Annotated in this window: 12 protein-coding genes and 1 pseudogene; 9 read left to right on the forward strand and 4 right to left on the reverse strand. The window is 69.5% G+C overall.

From position 1 onward, the window contains the following. Positions 1-417 (reverse strand): annotated as a pseudogene (locus tag OPU67_RS13700) (RecX family transcriptional regulator); the annotation flags it as partial. Positions 418-559: 142 nt separating this feature from the next. Here OPU67_RS13700 and OPU67_RS13705 point away from each other — a divergent pair. The 3 genes from OPU67_RS13705 (at position 560) to OPU67_RS13715 (ending at position 3,603) form a co-directional block, all read left to right on the forward strand. After that, positions 560-2,293, forward strand: coding sequence for a fatty acyl-AMP ligase (locus tag OPU67_RS13705; protein WP_267620570.1), 1,734 nt, complete (start codon positions 560-562; stop codon positions 2,291-2,293). 350 nt (positions 2,294-2,643) lie between these two features. Next, positions 2,644-3,327: a hypothetical protein gene (locus tag OPU67_RS13710; protein WP_267620572.1), complete on the forward strand. Its 684-nt coding sequence runs from the start codon at positions 2,644-2,646 to the stop codon at positions 3,325-3,327. A gap of 138 nt (positions 3,328-3,465) precedes the next feature. Further along, positions 3,466-3,603, forward strand: coding sequence for a hypothetical protein (locus tag OPU67_RS13715; protein ID WP_267620575.1), 138 nt, complete (start codon positions 3,466-3,468; stop codon positions 3,601-3,603). Positions 3,604-3,693: 90 nt separating this feature from the next. Here OPU67_RS13715 and OPU67_RS13720 read toward each other — a convergent pair whose 3' ends face one another. Both OPU67_RS13720 and OPU67_RS13725 read right to left on the reverse strand, forming a co-directional pair. Then, entirely contained in the window at positions 3,694-5,190 is a 1,497-nt protein-coding gene (locus OPU67_RS13720; protein ID WP_267620577.1) for a TIGR00341 family protein, read from the reverse strand. Between the two features lie 72 nt (positions 5,191-5,262). Continuing rightward, positions 5,263-5,418 (reverse strand): hypothetical protein, encoded by a 156-nt coding sequence (locus OPU67_RS13725; protein ID WP_267620580.1) that lies wholly within the window; start codon positions 5,416-5,418, stop codon positions 5,263-5,265. A 192-nt stretch (positions 5,419-5,610) separates the two neighbouring features. On the opposite strand from OPU67_RS13725, the gene OPU67_RS13730 reads away from it, so the two are divergent. The 5 genes from OPU67_RS13730 to OPU67_RS13750 all read left to right on the forward strand — a co-directional run bounded on the left by OPU67_RS13730 (position 5,611) and on the right by OPU67_RS13750 (position 11,286). After that, complete coding sequence (locus tag OPU67_RS13730) at positions 5,611-6,822, forward strand: toxic anion resistance protein (protein WP_267620582.1); 1,212 nt, start codon at positions 5,611-5,613, stop codon at positions 6,820-6,822. After that, a complete protein-coding gene (locus OPU67_RS13735) occupies positions 6,822-7,640 on the forward strand; it encodes a hypothetical protein (protein WP_267620584.1) in 819 nt (272 codons plus the stop codon). The genes OPU67_RS13730 and OPU67_RS13735 overlap by 1 nt, the downstream gene beginning before the upstream one ends. 3 nt (positions 7,641-7,643) lie before the next feature. After that, positions 7,644-7,943, forward strand: coding sequence for a polyhydroxyalkanoic acid system family protein (locus OPU67_RS13740; protein ID WP_267620586.1), 300 nt, complete (start codon positions 7,644-7,646; stop codon positions 7,941-7,943). Positions 7,944-8,098: 155 nt separating this feature from the next. Then, positions 8,099-8,737 (forward strand): biliverdin-producing heme oxygenase, encoded by a 639-nt coding sequence (locus OPU67_RS13745; protein WP_267620588.1) that lies wholly within the window; start codon positions 8,099-8,101, stop codon positions 8,735-8,737. Beyond that, entirely contained in the window at positions 8,734-11,286 is a 2,553-nt protein-coding gene (locus tag OPU67_RS13750) for an HWE histidine kinase domain-containing protein (RefSeq protein WP_267620590.1), read from the forward strand. Before OPU67_RS13745 ends, OPU67_RS13750 begins: the two co-directional genes overlap by 4 nt. Positions 11,287-11,347: 61 nt before the next feature. Here OPU67_RS13750 and OPU67_RS13755 read toward each other — a convergent pair whose 3' ends face one another. Continuing rightward, positions 11,348-12,019: a TonB family protein gene (locus tag OPU67_RS13755; RefSeq protein WP_267620592.1), complete on the reverse strand. Its 672-nt coding sequence runs from the start codon at positions 12,017-12,019 to the stop codon at positions 11,348-11,350. 192 nt (positions 12,020-12,211) lie between these two features. Here OPU67_RS13755 and OPU67_RS13760 point away from each other — a divergent pair, with 192 nt between their 5' ends. Further along, a complete protein-coding gene (locus tag OPU67_RS13760) occupies positions 12,212-15,565 on the forward strand; it encodes an ATP-binding protein (RefSeq protein ID WP_267620594.1) in 3,354 nt (1,117 codons plus the stop codon). The last annotated feature ends 45 nt before the right edge of the window (positions 15,566-15,610 follow it).

The following is a 15,610-nucleotide window of genomic DNA, read 5'->3' on the forward strand; positions in this document are numbered from 1 at the left end:
CTCGCCGGGCGCGTGTTCGCGGCGCAGGGCCTCGCCGACCCCGGCGTGGCGCAGCGTCTCCTCGACGCGGCGCGCGCCGTAGCCCCGCCCGCCCAGGTCGCGGGCACGCATCCGGGCATAGGCATCGTCGTCGACATAGCCCAGTTCCACCAGCCGGGCGACGAGCGCGGGAAGATCGGGTGCGATCATCCGCCCATCGGCGTCCTCGGCGAGGCCACGTTCGCGGATCTTGCGGGCCAGATAGGCTTCGAGCCGCGCCCCGGTCGAGGCAAAGCGGGCGGCGTAATGGAGCGCCAGGTCGCGCAAGTTCGCCTCCGTCAGCGGGGGCTTGGCCCGCTTGCCCCCGCGCCCGGCGGCGCGGCGATCCTCGCCGCCACCAAGGCGGGGGAATGACGAATTCGCTTTACCTGAAACCATTTCGCCTTATTCGTGCCACTTTCCTTATCAAATGCGAATTATTCAACTCGCCGGATGATGTCCGGTGACACGGGGTTATGCCAGAGCGCGAGCCGGGAGCCACCATGAAACGCGCCGCAACTGACGGGTATCGCTGACTATCATGACCGACGCCGCCTTGACGCCGACGCCGAACGATTGCGAGCTGCCGCGGGTCCGCGCGCGCTTTGCCACCTTCAACAAAGCGATCGACTATGCCGCGCAGAGCCGCAAGGGCCTCAACTTCCACGATATGCGCGGTGAGCTCGCGGTGGTCTATCCCTATCGCCAGATGCGCGCCGATGCGCTGGTGATGGCCCGCCGGCTGGTTGCGGCGGGGATCGGGCGTGAGGACCGCGTCGCGCTGATCGCCGAGACCGGCCCGGATTTCGCCGCGCTGTTCTGCGCCTGCGTCTATGTCGGCGCCTGGCCCGTGCCGCTGCCGCTGCCGACCACCTTCGGCGGCAAGGACAACTATATCGACCAATTGGCGATCCAGCTGATGAGCTCGGATCCCAAGCTGCTCCTCTACCCTGAGGAAATCGCCGAGATGGCGAGCGCGGCGGCCGCGCGGCAGGGCTGCGCTTCCGCGAGCTGGCAGGATTTCGCCACCCGCGCCGCGCCCGAATGCGACCTGCCCGAGGCGGACCCCGACGATATCTGCTACCTGCAGTATTCCTCCGGCTCGACGCGCTTCCCCACCGGGGTCGCGGTCACCCACCGCGCGCTGCTCCACAATCTGTTCGGCCATGCCGAGACGATGAATCTCGGCTGGGGCGACCGCTGCGTGAGCTGGCTGCCGTGGTATCACGACATGGGCCTCGTCGGGTGCTTCCTGTCGCTGGTCGCCAACCAGGTCTCGGCCGACTACATCAAGCCCGATGCCTTCGCGCGGCGGCCGCTGGCATGGCTCGACATGATCAGCCGCAACAAGGGCAACTCGCTCTCCTATTCGCCGACCTTCGGCTACGACATCTGCGCGCGCCGCATCTCGAGCCAGTCGAACGTCGCCGAACGCTTCGACCTCTCGCGCTGGCGGATCGCGGGGAACGGCGCGGACATGATCCGGCCGGACGTCATGCAGAACTTCGTCAACGCCTTCGCGCCCGCCGGCTTCAAGGCTTCGGCCTTCACTCCGTCCTATGGCCTCGCCGAGGCGGTGCTGGCGGTGACCGTCATGCCGCCGGGCGAGGGCATCCGGGTCGAACTGGTCGAGGAAGAGCGCCTTTCCGGCGCCCCGCGCGATCTCTCCCGCCCGGCGCGCTACCGCGCGATCGTCAATTGCGGCAAGCCGCTGCCCGACATGGAGGTGCAGATCCGGGGCGAGGACGGCGCGGCCAAGGGCGATCACCAGATCGGCAAGGTGTGGTGCCGGGGCCCGAGCGTCATGCACTCCTATTTCCGCAACGAAGACGCCACCAATGACTGCCTGCAGGACGGCTGGCTCGACACCGGGGACATGGGCTACACGGCCAAGGGCTATCTGTTCATCGTCGGCCGGGCGAAGGACATGATCATCATCAACGGCAAGAACCACTGGCCGCAGGATATCGAGTGGGCGGTGGAGCAGCTGCCCGGCTTCAACCACGGCGACATCGCCGCCTTCGCCATCGAGATGGAGAACGGCGAGGAGGCTCCCGCCGTGCTGGTCCACTGCAAGGTCTCCGACCCCGAGGAGCGCCTGCGCCTGCGCGACCAGATCGCCGACAAGGTCCGCTCGGTCACCGGCATGAGCTGCATCGTCGAGCTCGTCCCGCCCCGTACCCTGCCGCGCACAAGCTCGGGCAAATTGAGCCGCGCAAAGGCGAAGAAGCTGTACCTCGCCGGCGAGATCGTCCCGATCGACCTCGCGGCTTAGACCCACACTCCCGCCCCGGGCTCGACCCGGGGCGCAGCGTCTTCCCGAGACCGATCACCGAGCGCAAGGCAGCGGGCTCCGGGCCGAGCCCGGGGCGGGGTACGTCTTCTCTGCGTGCCCCTTTGCGCCGTCATGCGCCTATCCCGACGCGGGGCAGTGTCCGCTTTCGGGCAGTCGGCGGGTTTGCGTTAGTGGCGGATCGTGGGTGGGAACCGGAATGGCGGGTTTTAACAGCCCACTGTTGGCACAAGCATTCGCAATTCTGTGCTTTACCTCCGATCGTCCCGGCCTGTAGGTTGCGGGCAATGCGCTCTCTTTTGTAGTGGTACGCATCTTGAGAAGGTGGGCGAATGATGGCGCGGCGCGGGGTTCTGGGTGTGCTGGCGGGCGGGGCGACTGCCTTGCTTTCAGGGTGCGGCCTATTCGGGGGCAACAGCTATCGCTTCAGGATGACTGTCGAGGTCGACACCCCCCAAGGATTGAATACCGGATCAAGCGTTTATGCGGTCCGGGGTTTCACGACTAGTGACCTTCTGACTGGTGGCACGTCATCGGACACGCAGTTCAAAGGCGAAGCTACGATGGTGGACCTCGGCAATGGCAGGGTGCTGTTCGCCCTGCTGCGGATGGCAAACGGGACAAGTTCTGACGACAATCTTGCGATCATGTCGATGAAGGCGATGGACCCGGCCTATGCCAACAACAAAAAGGACAGCGCGCAGCGGATCGCGTCTGGCAACGGCATCACTTCGCCTGCCGAGGTGGCACCTAAGGACTATCCGCTGCTCGTGACCTTCGGGGACATGCAGAACCCCACCAGTGTCACCCGCGTCGATCCGACAAACCTTGCCGCAAGCTTCGGGCCGGGCGTGCGGCTGAAGCGGATCGTGGTCGAGGTCACCGATGATGATGTGACGACGGGGATTGAGGAGCGGTTGGGGTGGTTGGATGACATGTGGAACCATGACATCAATCGCGATGGACCATTTTACAAAAGATTCCCGTCAGAAACGCAATTTCTGCAGCGAAAGTAGGCGACCATGAACCGAGATCTCTTTCTCGCTATACTTTCGCTAGATCCATATAATCGCGGCTACGGGGTAAATATTCAGGGGCTGGCTGTACCTGAATTCAATCCCGATGGATAGAAAAGAGCGACTGCCCGGCTTGGGATGGCCGATCTATCGTATGACAGCGTCGCTTTGCTTGGTCCAAATGCAGAAGCTGCCGGCTTCTACGCGATCGCCTATAAACTTCCTCCCGGGTATATCGAGAACCTCTCCGGCACGGTGATTTCCTACCGCGGCTGAGGCGCCCAAAATCAGCTGCGCGAATGGCGGAATTGGGGTCGCCAGCCGAACATCCGTTTTTGTTCCAAGGCCGCGCCAGAGAGGACGCGCCTACTCAGCCTCGCTGACCCAGCTCGCACGAAGGGGCGCGGGGCCAGGGCGGGTCTCGGCCGTCACGTCGCTTTCGCGCAGCACGGCGGCGGCGGCCTCGGCCTCCGCGGCCGGACCGGTCAGCACCACGCCGCGTTCCAGCCGCTGCGCGGCCCAGGCGATGGTGGCGAGCGCGGCCTCGCCCTCAGGGCCGCCGGGGATGGTGGCGGACCCCACCAGCGCCGCAGGGGGCGGGACCAGTTCGATGCGCCATTCGGGCTCGCTCGCCGTGATCCGGCCCTCGAGCGCGCGGTAGGTCGCGAGTTCCGCCCCCTCGAGCCGCCGCGCCCGCACCAGTGCGCGGCGGCGACCCTCGTCGATCAGCACCTCGTTCGGGGTCACCCCCGCCGCCAGCGCGAGCCGCAAGGCCAGCGCATCGAGCCGCCGCGCGGCGCTGCGCTCGTCACGCTCGCGCGCCGAGGCGAGCTGCGCGCGCTCGGCATCGGTCGCGCTGGTGCCGACCTGATACTGCACGAGATCGAGCTTGACCGGCTCGCCCAGCCGTTCGCCGAGCACGCGCTCGACCGCGCCGTTGATCTCGGGGCGCAGCACGGGGGTGAACAGCACGGCGTGGACGGTAACGGGCTCGGCGGCGAAATCGATCTCCAGCGCATCGAGCTGCGCGCGTTCGTCGGCCAGCGCGCGGATCTCGGCGCGCACGATGCGCTGCGCGTTGGCTTCCCAGGCGATCCGCTGGAGGGTGAAACCGAGCGGCACCGCCAGCGCCATCAGCACCACCACCACCATGATGCTCTGCCAGCGCGACTGGCGGCGCGACAGCCTTGCGCGGAAGCCGTAGAGGCGGGCCATGCCGAAGGCGGTGAAGGCGATGGTGATGAAGTTGGTGACGAACAGCAGCAGCGCGCCGGAAAACACCGTCCCGTTCCAGGTGGCAAGGCCGTAGCCGACCACCGCCAGCGGCGGCATCAGCGCGGTGGCGATGGCGACGCCGACGATCGCGCCCTCGCGCCCGCGGATCATCGCATAGGCCCCGGCAAGCGCCGAGAACAGCGCCACGAAGAGGTCGAAGAGGTTGGGCCGGGTGCGCGCGGCGATTTCCGGGGTGACGGCCTGGATCGGCGAGACGAACACCAGCGCGGCGCTCAGCAGCACCGCCAGAGCCGCGCCGATGGCCAGCGTGCGCAGCGAATCCCTGACCCACGCCCAGTCCCCGATGGCGAGCGCGAAGCCCAGTCCGATGATCGGCCCCATCAGCGGCGAGATCAGCATCGCGCCGATCACCACGGCGGGGCTGGAGAGCAGCAGGCCGAGGATGGCGATGGCGCCGCTCATCGCGGTCATGAACAGGTAGTGTTCGGACAGGCGGCCGTCCTCGCGGCGGCGCTCGGTCACCTCGGCCTGGTCGACCGCCTCGCCGATATGCGCGCGCCACCACGCCCGCGCCCGGGCGAGCGGGGTGGGCGGCGCGCCGGCGGCGGCGGCGGTGGTGTCGTTCATCGCGGGCCTCGGAAACTGCCGAACATGGCAACCGGGTTAGCCGCCCTCTGCCATGCTGCCAAGCCGGGGGGGTCAGGCCTCGCCCGCCACCGCACGGCGGCGGCCGGCGAGGCGCATCACCGCCATGTCGGCGGTGACGTTGCCGAGCGTGCGGAACACGTCGGGCAGGGTCTCGATGGCGAGGAGCTCGGGCCCGTAGCCCATGCCGTTTGCCCAGGCGCCCGTCACCAGCCCGCCCGCCACCCCCGGGAGCGGGCCGAAGCGATCCGCCGTCCGTCTGCCGCGCGACGGCGGGCATGGACGCGGGGGGCCATTCGCGCCTACCATGGCGGCGCGCGCTTGAAAGGCGTGTCTTAGATCACTAATACAGCACGAAGCGCGCGCGAAAACTGCGGGCGACAGGGAGCACGAGGCACGACAATGAGCACCGAGACCAAGACCGCGACCGCGACCGAGTTCACCCTCACCCCGCCCGATCCGGTGCCCCAGGTCCAGCCCGAACAGGCCGCGGGCCTCGTGCCCGTCACCACCGAACAGAAGTCGAAGCTCGACACCAAGGTCGATGCCTTCGTTGCCGAACTCGTCTCGGCCGATGCCAATTCGCCCCAGTTCGGCGAGAAGGTCGACCAGATCACCCGCATGGGCCAGGAGCAGATCCGCGCGGCGGCCGCCATGTCGAACCGCTTCCTCGACCGCCCGGTGCGCGCGATGGATGCCGACGGCAACGTGGGCAAGGACCTCGCCGAACTGCGCCGCACGGTCGAGGATCTCGATCCCGGCCGGCAGGGCAAGCTTTCAGGCCCGCGCAAGATTTTGGGGATCATCCCCTTCGGCAACAAGATCAAGAACTACTTCGACAGCTACACATCCGCGCAGGGGCACATCGCGGCGATCCTCCAGCGGCTCGAAAGCGGCAAGAAGGAGCTGCACCTCGATAACGCCGCGATCGACACCGAGCGGCAGAAGCTGTGGGCGGCGATGGGCGAGCTTGAGCAGATGATCCACATCGCCAAGCGGCTCGACGAACGGCTCGAGGCGAAGGCGCTGGAACTCGACAGCTCGGACCCGGCCAAGGCCAAGGCGCTGCGGGAAAGCGCGCTGTTCTACGTCCGCCAGCGGACGCAGGACCTGCTGACCCAGATGGCGGTGAGCGTGCAGGGCTACCTTGCGCTCGACCTCGTCAAGAAGAACAATGTCGAACTGGTGAAGGGCGTCGACCGCGCCAGCACCACCACGGTCGGCGCGCTGCGCACCGCGGTGACCGTGGCGCAGGCGATGACCAACCAGCGCCTCGTGCTCGGCCAGATCACCGCGCTCAACAAGACCACCGCCGACATCATCGATTCGACCAGCACGCTGCTGCGCGAACAGACCGCGCAGATCCACGAGCAGGCTGCCTCCAGCACGATCCCGCTCGAGACGCTCCAGCGCGCCTTCCAGAACATCTACGACACGATGGACGAGGTCGACGCCTTCAAGGTGCGCGCGCTGGATTCGATGAAGCAGACGGTCAACGTGCTGACCAGCGAGGTCGAACGTTCCAAGGGCTACATCGCCCGCGCCGAAGGGCAGGCGCAGGCGCAGGCCAAGGTCGCCTCGCAGACGCCCTCGCTGCTGGCGCTGGATAGCTGATGCCCGACAACGCGCACGAATCCGATCGCATCCTGCGCGAGGCGAAACGCAGCCTCGTCACCCAGCGCGAGGGCGGCACCCACCGCCCCGCGCCCCGGGGGCAGAGCATCGGCAAGGCCTCGGCCGAGGTCAAGACGAAGGCGCTGCTCAAGAAGGCGCGCAACATCGTGCTCGCGCTGCTCGCGCTTTATGTCGGGGCCGGGATCACGGGTGCGATCATCGGCGGGATCGGCTTCTGGGGGGTGATGACGGTGGTCGCGCTGACCGCCTTCATCTTCGCCATGTTCGCGGCGACGGGCAAGGTGAAGGTGCCGCAGCGCGCCGAACTGAAGCAGGGCAACCCCGGCCAGATGGTCGCGCGCACCGAAATCTGGCTCGAGGCGCAGCGCCCCACTCTGCCGCCGCCCGCGCAGGCGCTGGTCGACCAGCTCGGCGTGCAGCTCGATGCGCTCGGGCTGCAACTGAAGGGCCTTGGCGACGACGAGCCGGCGATGGCCGAGGTGCGCGAGCTGGTGGGCGAATACATCCCCGAGACGATCGACAACTACCGCAAGATTCCCGCGCATCTTCGCGGCGAGGAATATGCCGGCAAGACCGCCGACGAGCGCCTCGTCGAGAGCCTCACCAAGCTTTCGGGCGAGGTCGACCGGGTGACGCGGCGGCTCGCGGAAGGCGCGCTCGACGACCTCGCCATCAAGAGCCGCTATCTCGAATACCGCTATGGCGGGGCCGAGGTGCTGGAGGATGCCTCAGGGATGCCGGACACCGGCGTGCCGCTGCCCGATTTCTCCGCCCTTCCCACCAAGCAGGAGCGCTAGGCCATGCGCGTCGCCCTTCCCCACAACCTCGGCAAGGACGAGGTGCGCCGCAGGATGCACAAGCACGCGGACGAGATCGGCGGTTTTTTCCCGGCGGGCCTCGCCAGGGTCAGCACCAACTGGACCAGCGAGGACCGCATGGTCATCAACACCGAGGTGATGGGGCAGACCATCCCCGGCGAGGTGCTGGTGGGCGAGACCGAGGTGGTGATCGCGATGGATCTGCCGCTGCTGCTCAGCGTGATGCGCGGCCCGCTGGAGGCCGCGGTCAAGAAGGAAGCCGGCCGTCTGCTCGCGCCCTGAGGCCCGCCGCGGCGCGGCCCGACGGGCTTACCTGCAATTGCTTTAAGATTTGATCCGTGTCATACCGAGGGACACGACGTTTGCCTTATTTGCCTCTCCCGGGATCGTGAGGCGGATCGGCTTGGAAAGCCGTTCGGGCAGGAAGGACGGGTCCCATGACTCGGATCAAGGACAAGGGGGTAGCGGGCGAAAGCCTGCGGCACCACCTGCGCGCGGCGACGATGGCGGCGCACGATCTGCTCGATCACGCGATGCAGGCGGCGAGCGGCTGGCAGACCCGCAGCGACTATGCGCGCTTCCTCGGCTTGCAGCACGCCGCGCGCGTGCCGGTCGAGGCGTGGCTGGCCGAGCACGCGCCGGCCGATCTGCGCCCCCCGCTCCAGACCCCGCTCATCGCCCGGGATTTGTCGGCGCTCGGGACGGGTTTGCCCCCTGCCAGCCCCCCCTTCGACCCCGGTTACACCCCCTCCAGCCCCCCGCTTGCAGGCGTGTTTCACGTGAAACATTCGGCGCTGGGGGTGGCCTGGGTGCTGGCCGGATCGGCGCTCGGCAATGCGGCGATCGGGCGGCAGGTGAAGCGGATCGGCGACGGCGTCTGGCCGATGGCATTCCTCGGCGACGCGGCGATGATGGCCTTCTGGCAGGGCCTGCGCGCGCGGATCGAAGGCGAGCCCGCCAGCCCCGCCGAAGCGGCCGGCGCGACGCAGGCGGCGGAGGCGGTCTTCGCGCATTTCCTGGGGGTGGCAGACGGGGGTCAAGTGCCTGAAAGACAGGCGGAAAGCACGCAGTCATGAACCTCCACCAGCGCACCGACACGCTCACCGAATGCGACCGCGAGGCGATCCACCACATCGCCGCGGTGCAGAGCTTCGGCGGATTGATCGCCGCCGATGAAGAGGGGCGGATCGTCCATGCCTCGGCCAATGTCGGCGATCTGCTCGGCCTTGCCGCGCAGCCCGAGCCGGGCACCCTCTTGGCGGACATCATCGCCCCCGATGCCCTTTCGGTGCTCACCGCCGCGCTCGCCGAAGCCGCCGGTCCGGACCTGATCGAGCGCCGCTTCGGCGTTGATTTGACAGGACAAAATCAGGTCTTCGACTGCGCCCTGCACATCAGCGGCGGGCTGTCGATCATCGAGTTCGAGCGCCATGCGCTCGGCGAGTTCGCCGATCACGTCAGCCTGATCGTGCCGGTGATCGCCAAGCTCGAACAGGCGACCACCGTCGGCGCCCTGTGCGACACCGCGGCGCGGCTGGTGCGGCAGATGACCGGCTACGACCGGGTGATGATCTACCGCTTCCACCCCGACGAAAGCGGCGAGGTGATCGCCGAGGACGCCCATGCGGATCTCGAGCCTTTCAAGGGACTTAGATACCCCGCCGCCGACATCCCCCAGCAGGCGCGCGAGCTGTTCCGGCGCAACCGCTTCCGCATCATCGCCGACATGAATGCCGACGCGGTGCCGATCCTGCCCGCGCTCGGCCCGGGCGACACGCCGCTCGACCTGTCGATGTCGATGCTGCGCTCGCACTCGGCGATGCATCTTGCCTATATGCGCAACATGGGCGTGGGCGCGAGCCTCGCCATCGCCATCGTCCGGCACGAGCGTCTGTGGGGCATGATCTCCTGCCACCACCGCGAGGCGCGCCTGCCGCCCTACTCGCTGCGCACTGTGGCCGAGCTCCTCAGCCAGACCTTCTCGCTGATGCTCGACCGCATCCTGGTGACCCAGGCCGAGGCGGTGCGCGAACGCGCGCGGCAGTTGAACGACCGGCTGCTGCTGCGGATGGCGGGCGGCGTCAGCCTCGCCGAAAGCCTGCCGATGATCGAGGAGCTGCTGCGCGGCACGATCCCGCACGACGGCATCTCGCTGTTTGCTGACGGCGAGTACCAAGCGAGCGGCGAAGCGCCCGACGATGCCGAGTTCCGCGCCATCGCCCCGCTGCTCGCCAGCACGCTCGGCGGGGCGACCCATGCGACCGCGCGGCTTGCCGACCAGATCCCGGAAGCCGGCGCCTTCGCGCACCGCGCGGCGGGCGCGCTGGTGCTGCCGCTGTCGCGCGGCACGCGGGATTCGCTGGTGCTGTGGCGCCGGCCGCTGGAACGGGTGGTGACCTGGGCCGGCGATCCCGCGAAGGCGACCGCCGCGCCGGGCGAATTGCTCCAGCCGCGCGCCAGCTTCGCCGCGTGGACGGAAACCGTGCGCGGCCAAAGCACCGAGTGGAGCCCCGACGAGTGCGAGATCGCTGCCCGCCTGCGCCGCACGCTGATCGAGGTGATCCTGCGCATGAGCGAGGACCTGACGCGCGAGCGTGCCCGCGCCGCCGAACAGCAGGACCTGCTGATTGCCGAGCTCAATCACCGGGTGCGCAACATCCTCGGCCTGATCCGCGCGCTGGTCTCCCAGTCGCAGGCCGAGGCGCTGAGCGTCTCCGGCTTCGCCGCGATCATCGGCGGCCGCATCGCCGCGCTGGCGATGGCGCACGACAACATCACGGAAAAAAACTGGGGCCCGGCGAGCCTCATCCGCCTGATCGACGCGGAGCTTGCCCCCTATAGCGGCGCCGAGCGCGCCCGCTACCGCATCATCGGCGAGGACGTGATGGTCTCCCCCGAGGCCTACACCATCCTCGCGCTGGTGATCCACGAGCTGGCGACCAATGCGGCGAAGTATGGCAGCCTCTCGGCGCGCGCGGGCTCGGTCGAGGTGACCCTCGCCCACACCGCCTTCGGCGACCTGTCGCTGGCCTGGCGCGAGAGCGGCGGCCCGCCGGTGACCGCGCCGACCCGCCACGGGTTCGGCTCGACGATCATCACCCGCACCATCCCCCACGATCTCAAGGGCGAAGCCGATGTGCGCTACAAGCTCGGCGGGGTGGAGGCCGATTTCCTCATCCCCGCGCGCTGGCTCGCCGTCGCCGATCCGGCGCTCCGCCGCGCCGCGCCTCCCCCGCCGCCGTCGATCGCAGCCGCCGAGCCGCGCCCTGCGGCGGCGGCGCAACCGGGGCGGGTGCTGGTGGTCGAGGACAGCATCATCATCGCCCTCGACACCGAGGAGAACCTGAAGCGCCTCGGCGTCGGCGCGGTGCGGCTGGAAAGCTCGGTCCAGGGCGCGCTGGCGGCGATCGCCGACGATCCGCCGGACTTCGCGATCATCGACTTCAACCTCGGCGGCGAATCCTCCGAACCGATCGCCGCCGCCCTGCGCGCGGCGGGAATCCGCTTCGTGCTGGCGACCGGCTATGCCGAGGGTGCAGGGCAGTTCGAGCGGCTCGGGGCCGACGCGGTGCTGAAGAAGCCCTACGGCATGGCCGAGATCGAAAGTCTGCTCGCCGCAGCCTGAAGCGGTTTCCCTGCGCATCGGCAGCGTGGCCGTGCGCTGCCGTCTTGCGCCCGCCGGCGGGTCAGAACCACTGCTGGCGCCAGTAGAAGGGGGCCGGCACCGGGCGGCCCTCGGCATCGGTGGCGGGGCGGAAGCGCAGCCGGGTCTCGACAAGCTGGCAGGTGATGCGATCGGCCTCGGGATCGGGGCTGGCGCGGTAGACCGCGCAATCGCGCGCGCGCCCGTCGGTGCCGACGGTGACGCGGACGATAACCTGGGTGCCGCGCCGCGCGGCCCGGCCGCCGGAGGGCACGGGGAAGTCCCGCGCATTGTCGATCGTGCCGGAAACCAGCACCGGCCTCGTCGCCGCCGCGCCGCTGCCGCGCCCGTCGCCGCCCGTTCCGCTGCCGGTCCCCTCCCCTTCGCCGCCCGCGCCCGTGCCCTCGCCCGCCGCCGCCGCGCCCGAGAGGCTGGCGATCCCGGTCGACGCCGCGCGCGGTGCCGGCGGATCGCGCCTGACCTCGATCTTCGGCGAGGGCACCGCCACGGGCCTCGCGACAGCCTCCCGGCCCGGATCGCCTGCGGCACCCCGGTCGGGTTCGGACGGGATTTCGGGCGGTGGCGGGGGTGGAGGCGGGGGCGGCTCGGACACGCTGAAGGCCGAGACCACCTGCGCCACCGCCGAGGCCGTGACATCGGGCACCAGCGCGCGGGCGAGGCCGTAGAGCGCGGCGGCATGGGCCAGCACGATCACCGCGATCAGCGGCAGGCTCGGCCGACGACGACGCGCGCCATACCCTCTCCCGGTTCCATGATTCTCCGCTGATCCCACAGGCCCTCGCTCCGCAAACGCTCCGAAACGGATGCGCTTCTCCCCGCAATCCCGTCGACCGCTCTATAACAGACGCGCGGCAACTGGCGATGGAGCGCAGCGATCGAGCGCGCGATGGATCATGACCGGCACGGTGCGGACGACCGCGCCGGTGCCGAAGCGGAGCCCGGCGCAGGGGATGCCCTCGCCGATCCCGCTTTTGCGCCTGCGCCCGAGCACGCGCCCGCGCCCGCGACCGAGGGCGAGACTGCGCAGGACCCCGCCGAAGCCCCGGCCAGCACGCCGGACGCGGCGGCCGGATATGCAGAGGCCGATGCCGAAGCGGCCAAAGGGGCAAGGAGCGCTCCGGACGTCGGGCCCGTCAAGGCGGCAAGGGCAAGCCTCGCCTGGAGCACGCGTCCCGAGGGCAGGGCGCAGACTGCGCTGCAAGGCCTTGCCGGAGCCATCCCGCAGGCGGCCGGTTTGCCGGAGATTTGCGCGCCGTTCGCCGCCGCCTTCGTGAGCCCCGCATCCGCCAAACAGCCAGCAGACGGCATCCGGGGGGCGCTCGGCGCAGGCGGCGGCGGCCCCTTGCCCGCGCTCGGCCGAATGATCGGCGCGGTCCGGATCGCTGCCGGTCCGCTAGACAATGCCAGCCTGCTCGCCGCGCTGGTCGGCGGCTTCGGCTACTGGGTTCTCGCCTGCATCAGCCTCTGGCTCGCCCAAGCCGGAGACAGCGTCAGTCCCGTGTGGCTGCCCAATGCCTGCGTCGTCGCGCTCATGCTGCGATCCCGGATCGGCAACGAGCTGCCGCTGCTCCTCGCTTGCTTTGCCGCGAGCCTCGCGGCCAATGTCGTCCAGAACCTGCCGGACCAGATCGCCCTCGTCTTCTCGCTCGCCAACGTGGTCGAGATCGTGATCGTGCTGGCGCTGACGCGCCTGCCCGGGCGCGGGGAGCCGGACATGAACCGCCTGTCCGATCTCGGCCGGCTGGTCTGGGCCGGAGGGCTTGTCGGCCCGCTGGTCTCGGCGTTGATGATCATCCCGGCGATGGGTCCGGGTTTTGCAGCGCTGCGTGACGGGCTCGTGACGTGGTTCCTGACCGACAGCATGGCGATGGTGCTGATCGTGCCCGCCGCGCTGCTGCTGGTGGACCGCTGGCGCGGCACGCTGCCGCCCGCCCCGGCCGCGCCGGCCGAGCGGATCGCGCTGCTTGCGGGCGGGATGCTGTGCGCCTTCCTGGTGTTCCGGCAGGGGCACTCGCCCCTGCTGTTCCTGATCCAGCCGATCACCCTCCTTCACGCCTTCCGCTTGGGCAGTCTCGGCACCGCGCTCCATGTCGCGGCTGTGGCGCTGGTCGCGGCGGTAATGACGGTGGCGGGATTGGGGCCGATCGCGCACGCCGCCGAGGGGGTCGGCCTCACCCAGCTGCATCTCCTGCAGGCCTTCGTCGCGGCGAACTTCCTCACTGGCCTGCCGGTCGCCGCGATCCTGGCGGGGCGCGACCGGATGATGGCGCGGCTCAAGGCCGGCAAGCAGGAGATCGACCTGCTCGCCGACAATGTCACCGATGCGATCCTGCGCTTCGACCTCGACGGCATCTGCACTTACGCCTCGCCCTCGGTGCGCGAGGTGCTGGGCGCGCCGCCCGAGACCTTCCTCGGCCGGCACGCCACCGCGCGGCTCCACCCCGACACGCACGAGCGGGTGGCCGAGGCGCTCGATCGGCTGGTCGGCGGGACGAGCGAGCGCGAGCGCGTCACCTATCGCCGCTTCGCCGACGGGCCGGACGGCACGCCGGTGTTCATCGAGGCGGATTGCGCGGTCTTCCCCAATCCCGAAACCGGCGCGCGCGAAGGCGTGGTGATCGCCGCGCGTGACGTGACCGAAAGGGTGGAGCTGGAGCTCCTCCTCACCCGCGCGCGGCGCAACGCCGAGAATGCGGCGCGCGCCAAATCGGAATTCCTCGCCAACATGAGCCACGAGATCCGCACGCCGATGAACGGCGTGCTCGGTTTCGCCGAGCTGATGCTCCAGGGCGAGCTGGCCGAGGACCAGCGCCGCTTCGCCGAGTTGATCGTCCAGTCCGGCCGGTCGATGATGATGCTGCTCAACGACGTGCTCGATCTCAGCAAGATCGAGAGCGGGCAGTTCGCGATCGACCGCGCGCCGGTCGATCTGGCGGCCTGCCTCGCCGAATGCGCGGCGCTGCATCGCCCGGCTGCGACACGCAAGGGCCTGACGCTCGACATCGTGCTTCTCGAGGGCGGCAGCGCGGCGCCGCACTGGCTGCTGACCGACGGGCTGCGGCTGCGGCAGATCCTGCTCAACCTGATCGGCAACGCGGTCAAGTTCACCGAGCGCGGTGGCATCCGCATCCTCGCCGTGCTCGCCGGGCATGATCTCCGGGTGACGGTCGCCGACACCGGCATCGGGATCAGCCCGCGCCAGCTCGAGACGATCTTCCACCCCTTCACCCAGGGCGAGAGCCAGACCGCGCGCCGCTATGGCGGGACCGGGCTCGGCCTGTCGATCAGCCGCCAGCTCGCGGGGCTCCTCGGCGGACGGATCGAAGTGGAGAGCGAGGCGGGCGAAGGATCGCGCTTCACGCTGGTGCTGCCAGCGACGCTCGTCGCGCCGCGTCCCGATCCGGCGCTGCGCGACCTCGCGGACGAGCCGGCTTCTGGCCGTGGCGGCATGGAGGCGGACGTGGTGCCCGACCTCCCCGGTTCCTCGCGCATCCTGCTGGTCGAGGATCACGACATCAACCGCATCCTCGTCAGCGAGATGCTCGAGCGGTGCGGCCAGGAGGTGGCGCTGGCGCATGACGGCAACGAGGCGATCGCGATGGTGATCGATTCGGTGATGCGCGGGCGTCCCTACGATCTCGTGCTGATGGACGTGCAGATGCCCGACTGCGACGGCCTTGATGCCACCCGCGCGATCCGGGCCGAGGGGATCGGCCCCGGCGAACTGCCGGTGATCGCGCTCACCGCCAATGCCTTCCCCGAGGATGTCGCCGCCGCGCGCGAGGCGGGGATGCAGGGCCATCTGGCCAAGCCGGTCGATTTCGCCAAGCTCGCCCGGACGCTGCAACGCTGGCTGCCGACCCGCATCGTCGAGGATGCGGAGCAGCCCTCCGGCGCGGCGCTTCCGGCGCGCTCGCGCTCGCCGCATCTGGTCGCGCGCTGGCGGAAGCGGCGCACCGAGACGCTGGCGGCGGTGCGCGAGGCTCTCGCCGAGGGTTGGCTCGCCGAGGCCGCCACACCGCCCGATGCGCGCCGAGGGGAGCTCGCGCGGCTGCTCCACAGGCTCGCCGGCAGCGCCGCGCTGTTCGACGAGACGGCGCTGGGCGAGGCGGCAAGCGTGCTCGAACGTGCGCTGACAGCCATCCCCGCGCCGCGCGATCTCACCCCGCTTGCCGAGGCCCTGCTGGCCGCTGCCGCGACGACGGCTGCTGCATCCGGCAGCGGCGCGGACCGGGCCTGAGGCACCGCCGGACGCAGGCGCTTTCCTGCCGCGAACGGTCCTCAT

The sequence above is a fragment of the Erythrobacter sp. WG genome, assembly GCF_026586795.1.
In the GTDB taxonomy this organism is placed as follows: Bacteria; Pseudomonadota; Alphaproteobacteria; order Sphingomonadales; family Sphingomonadaceae; genus Erythrobacter.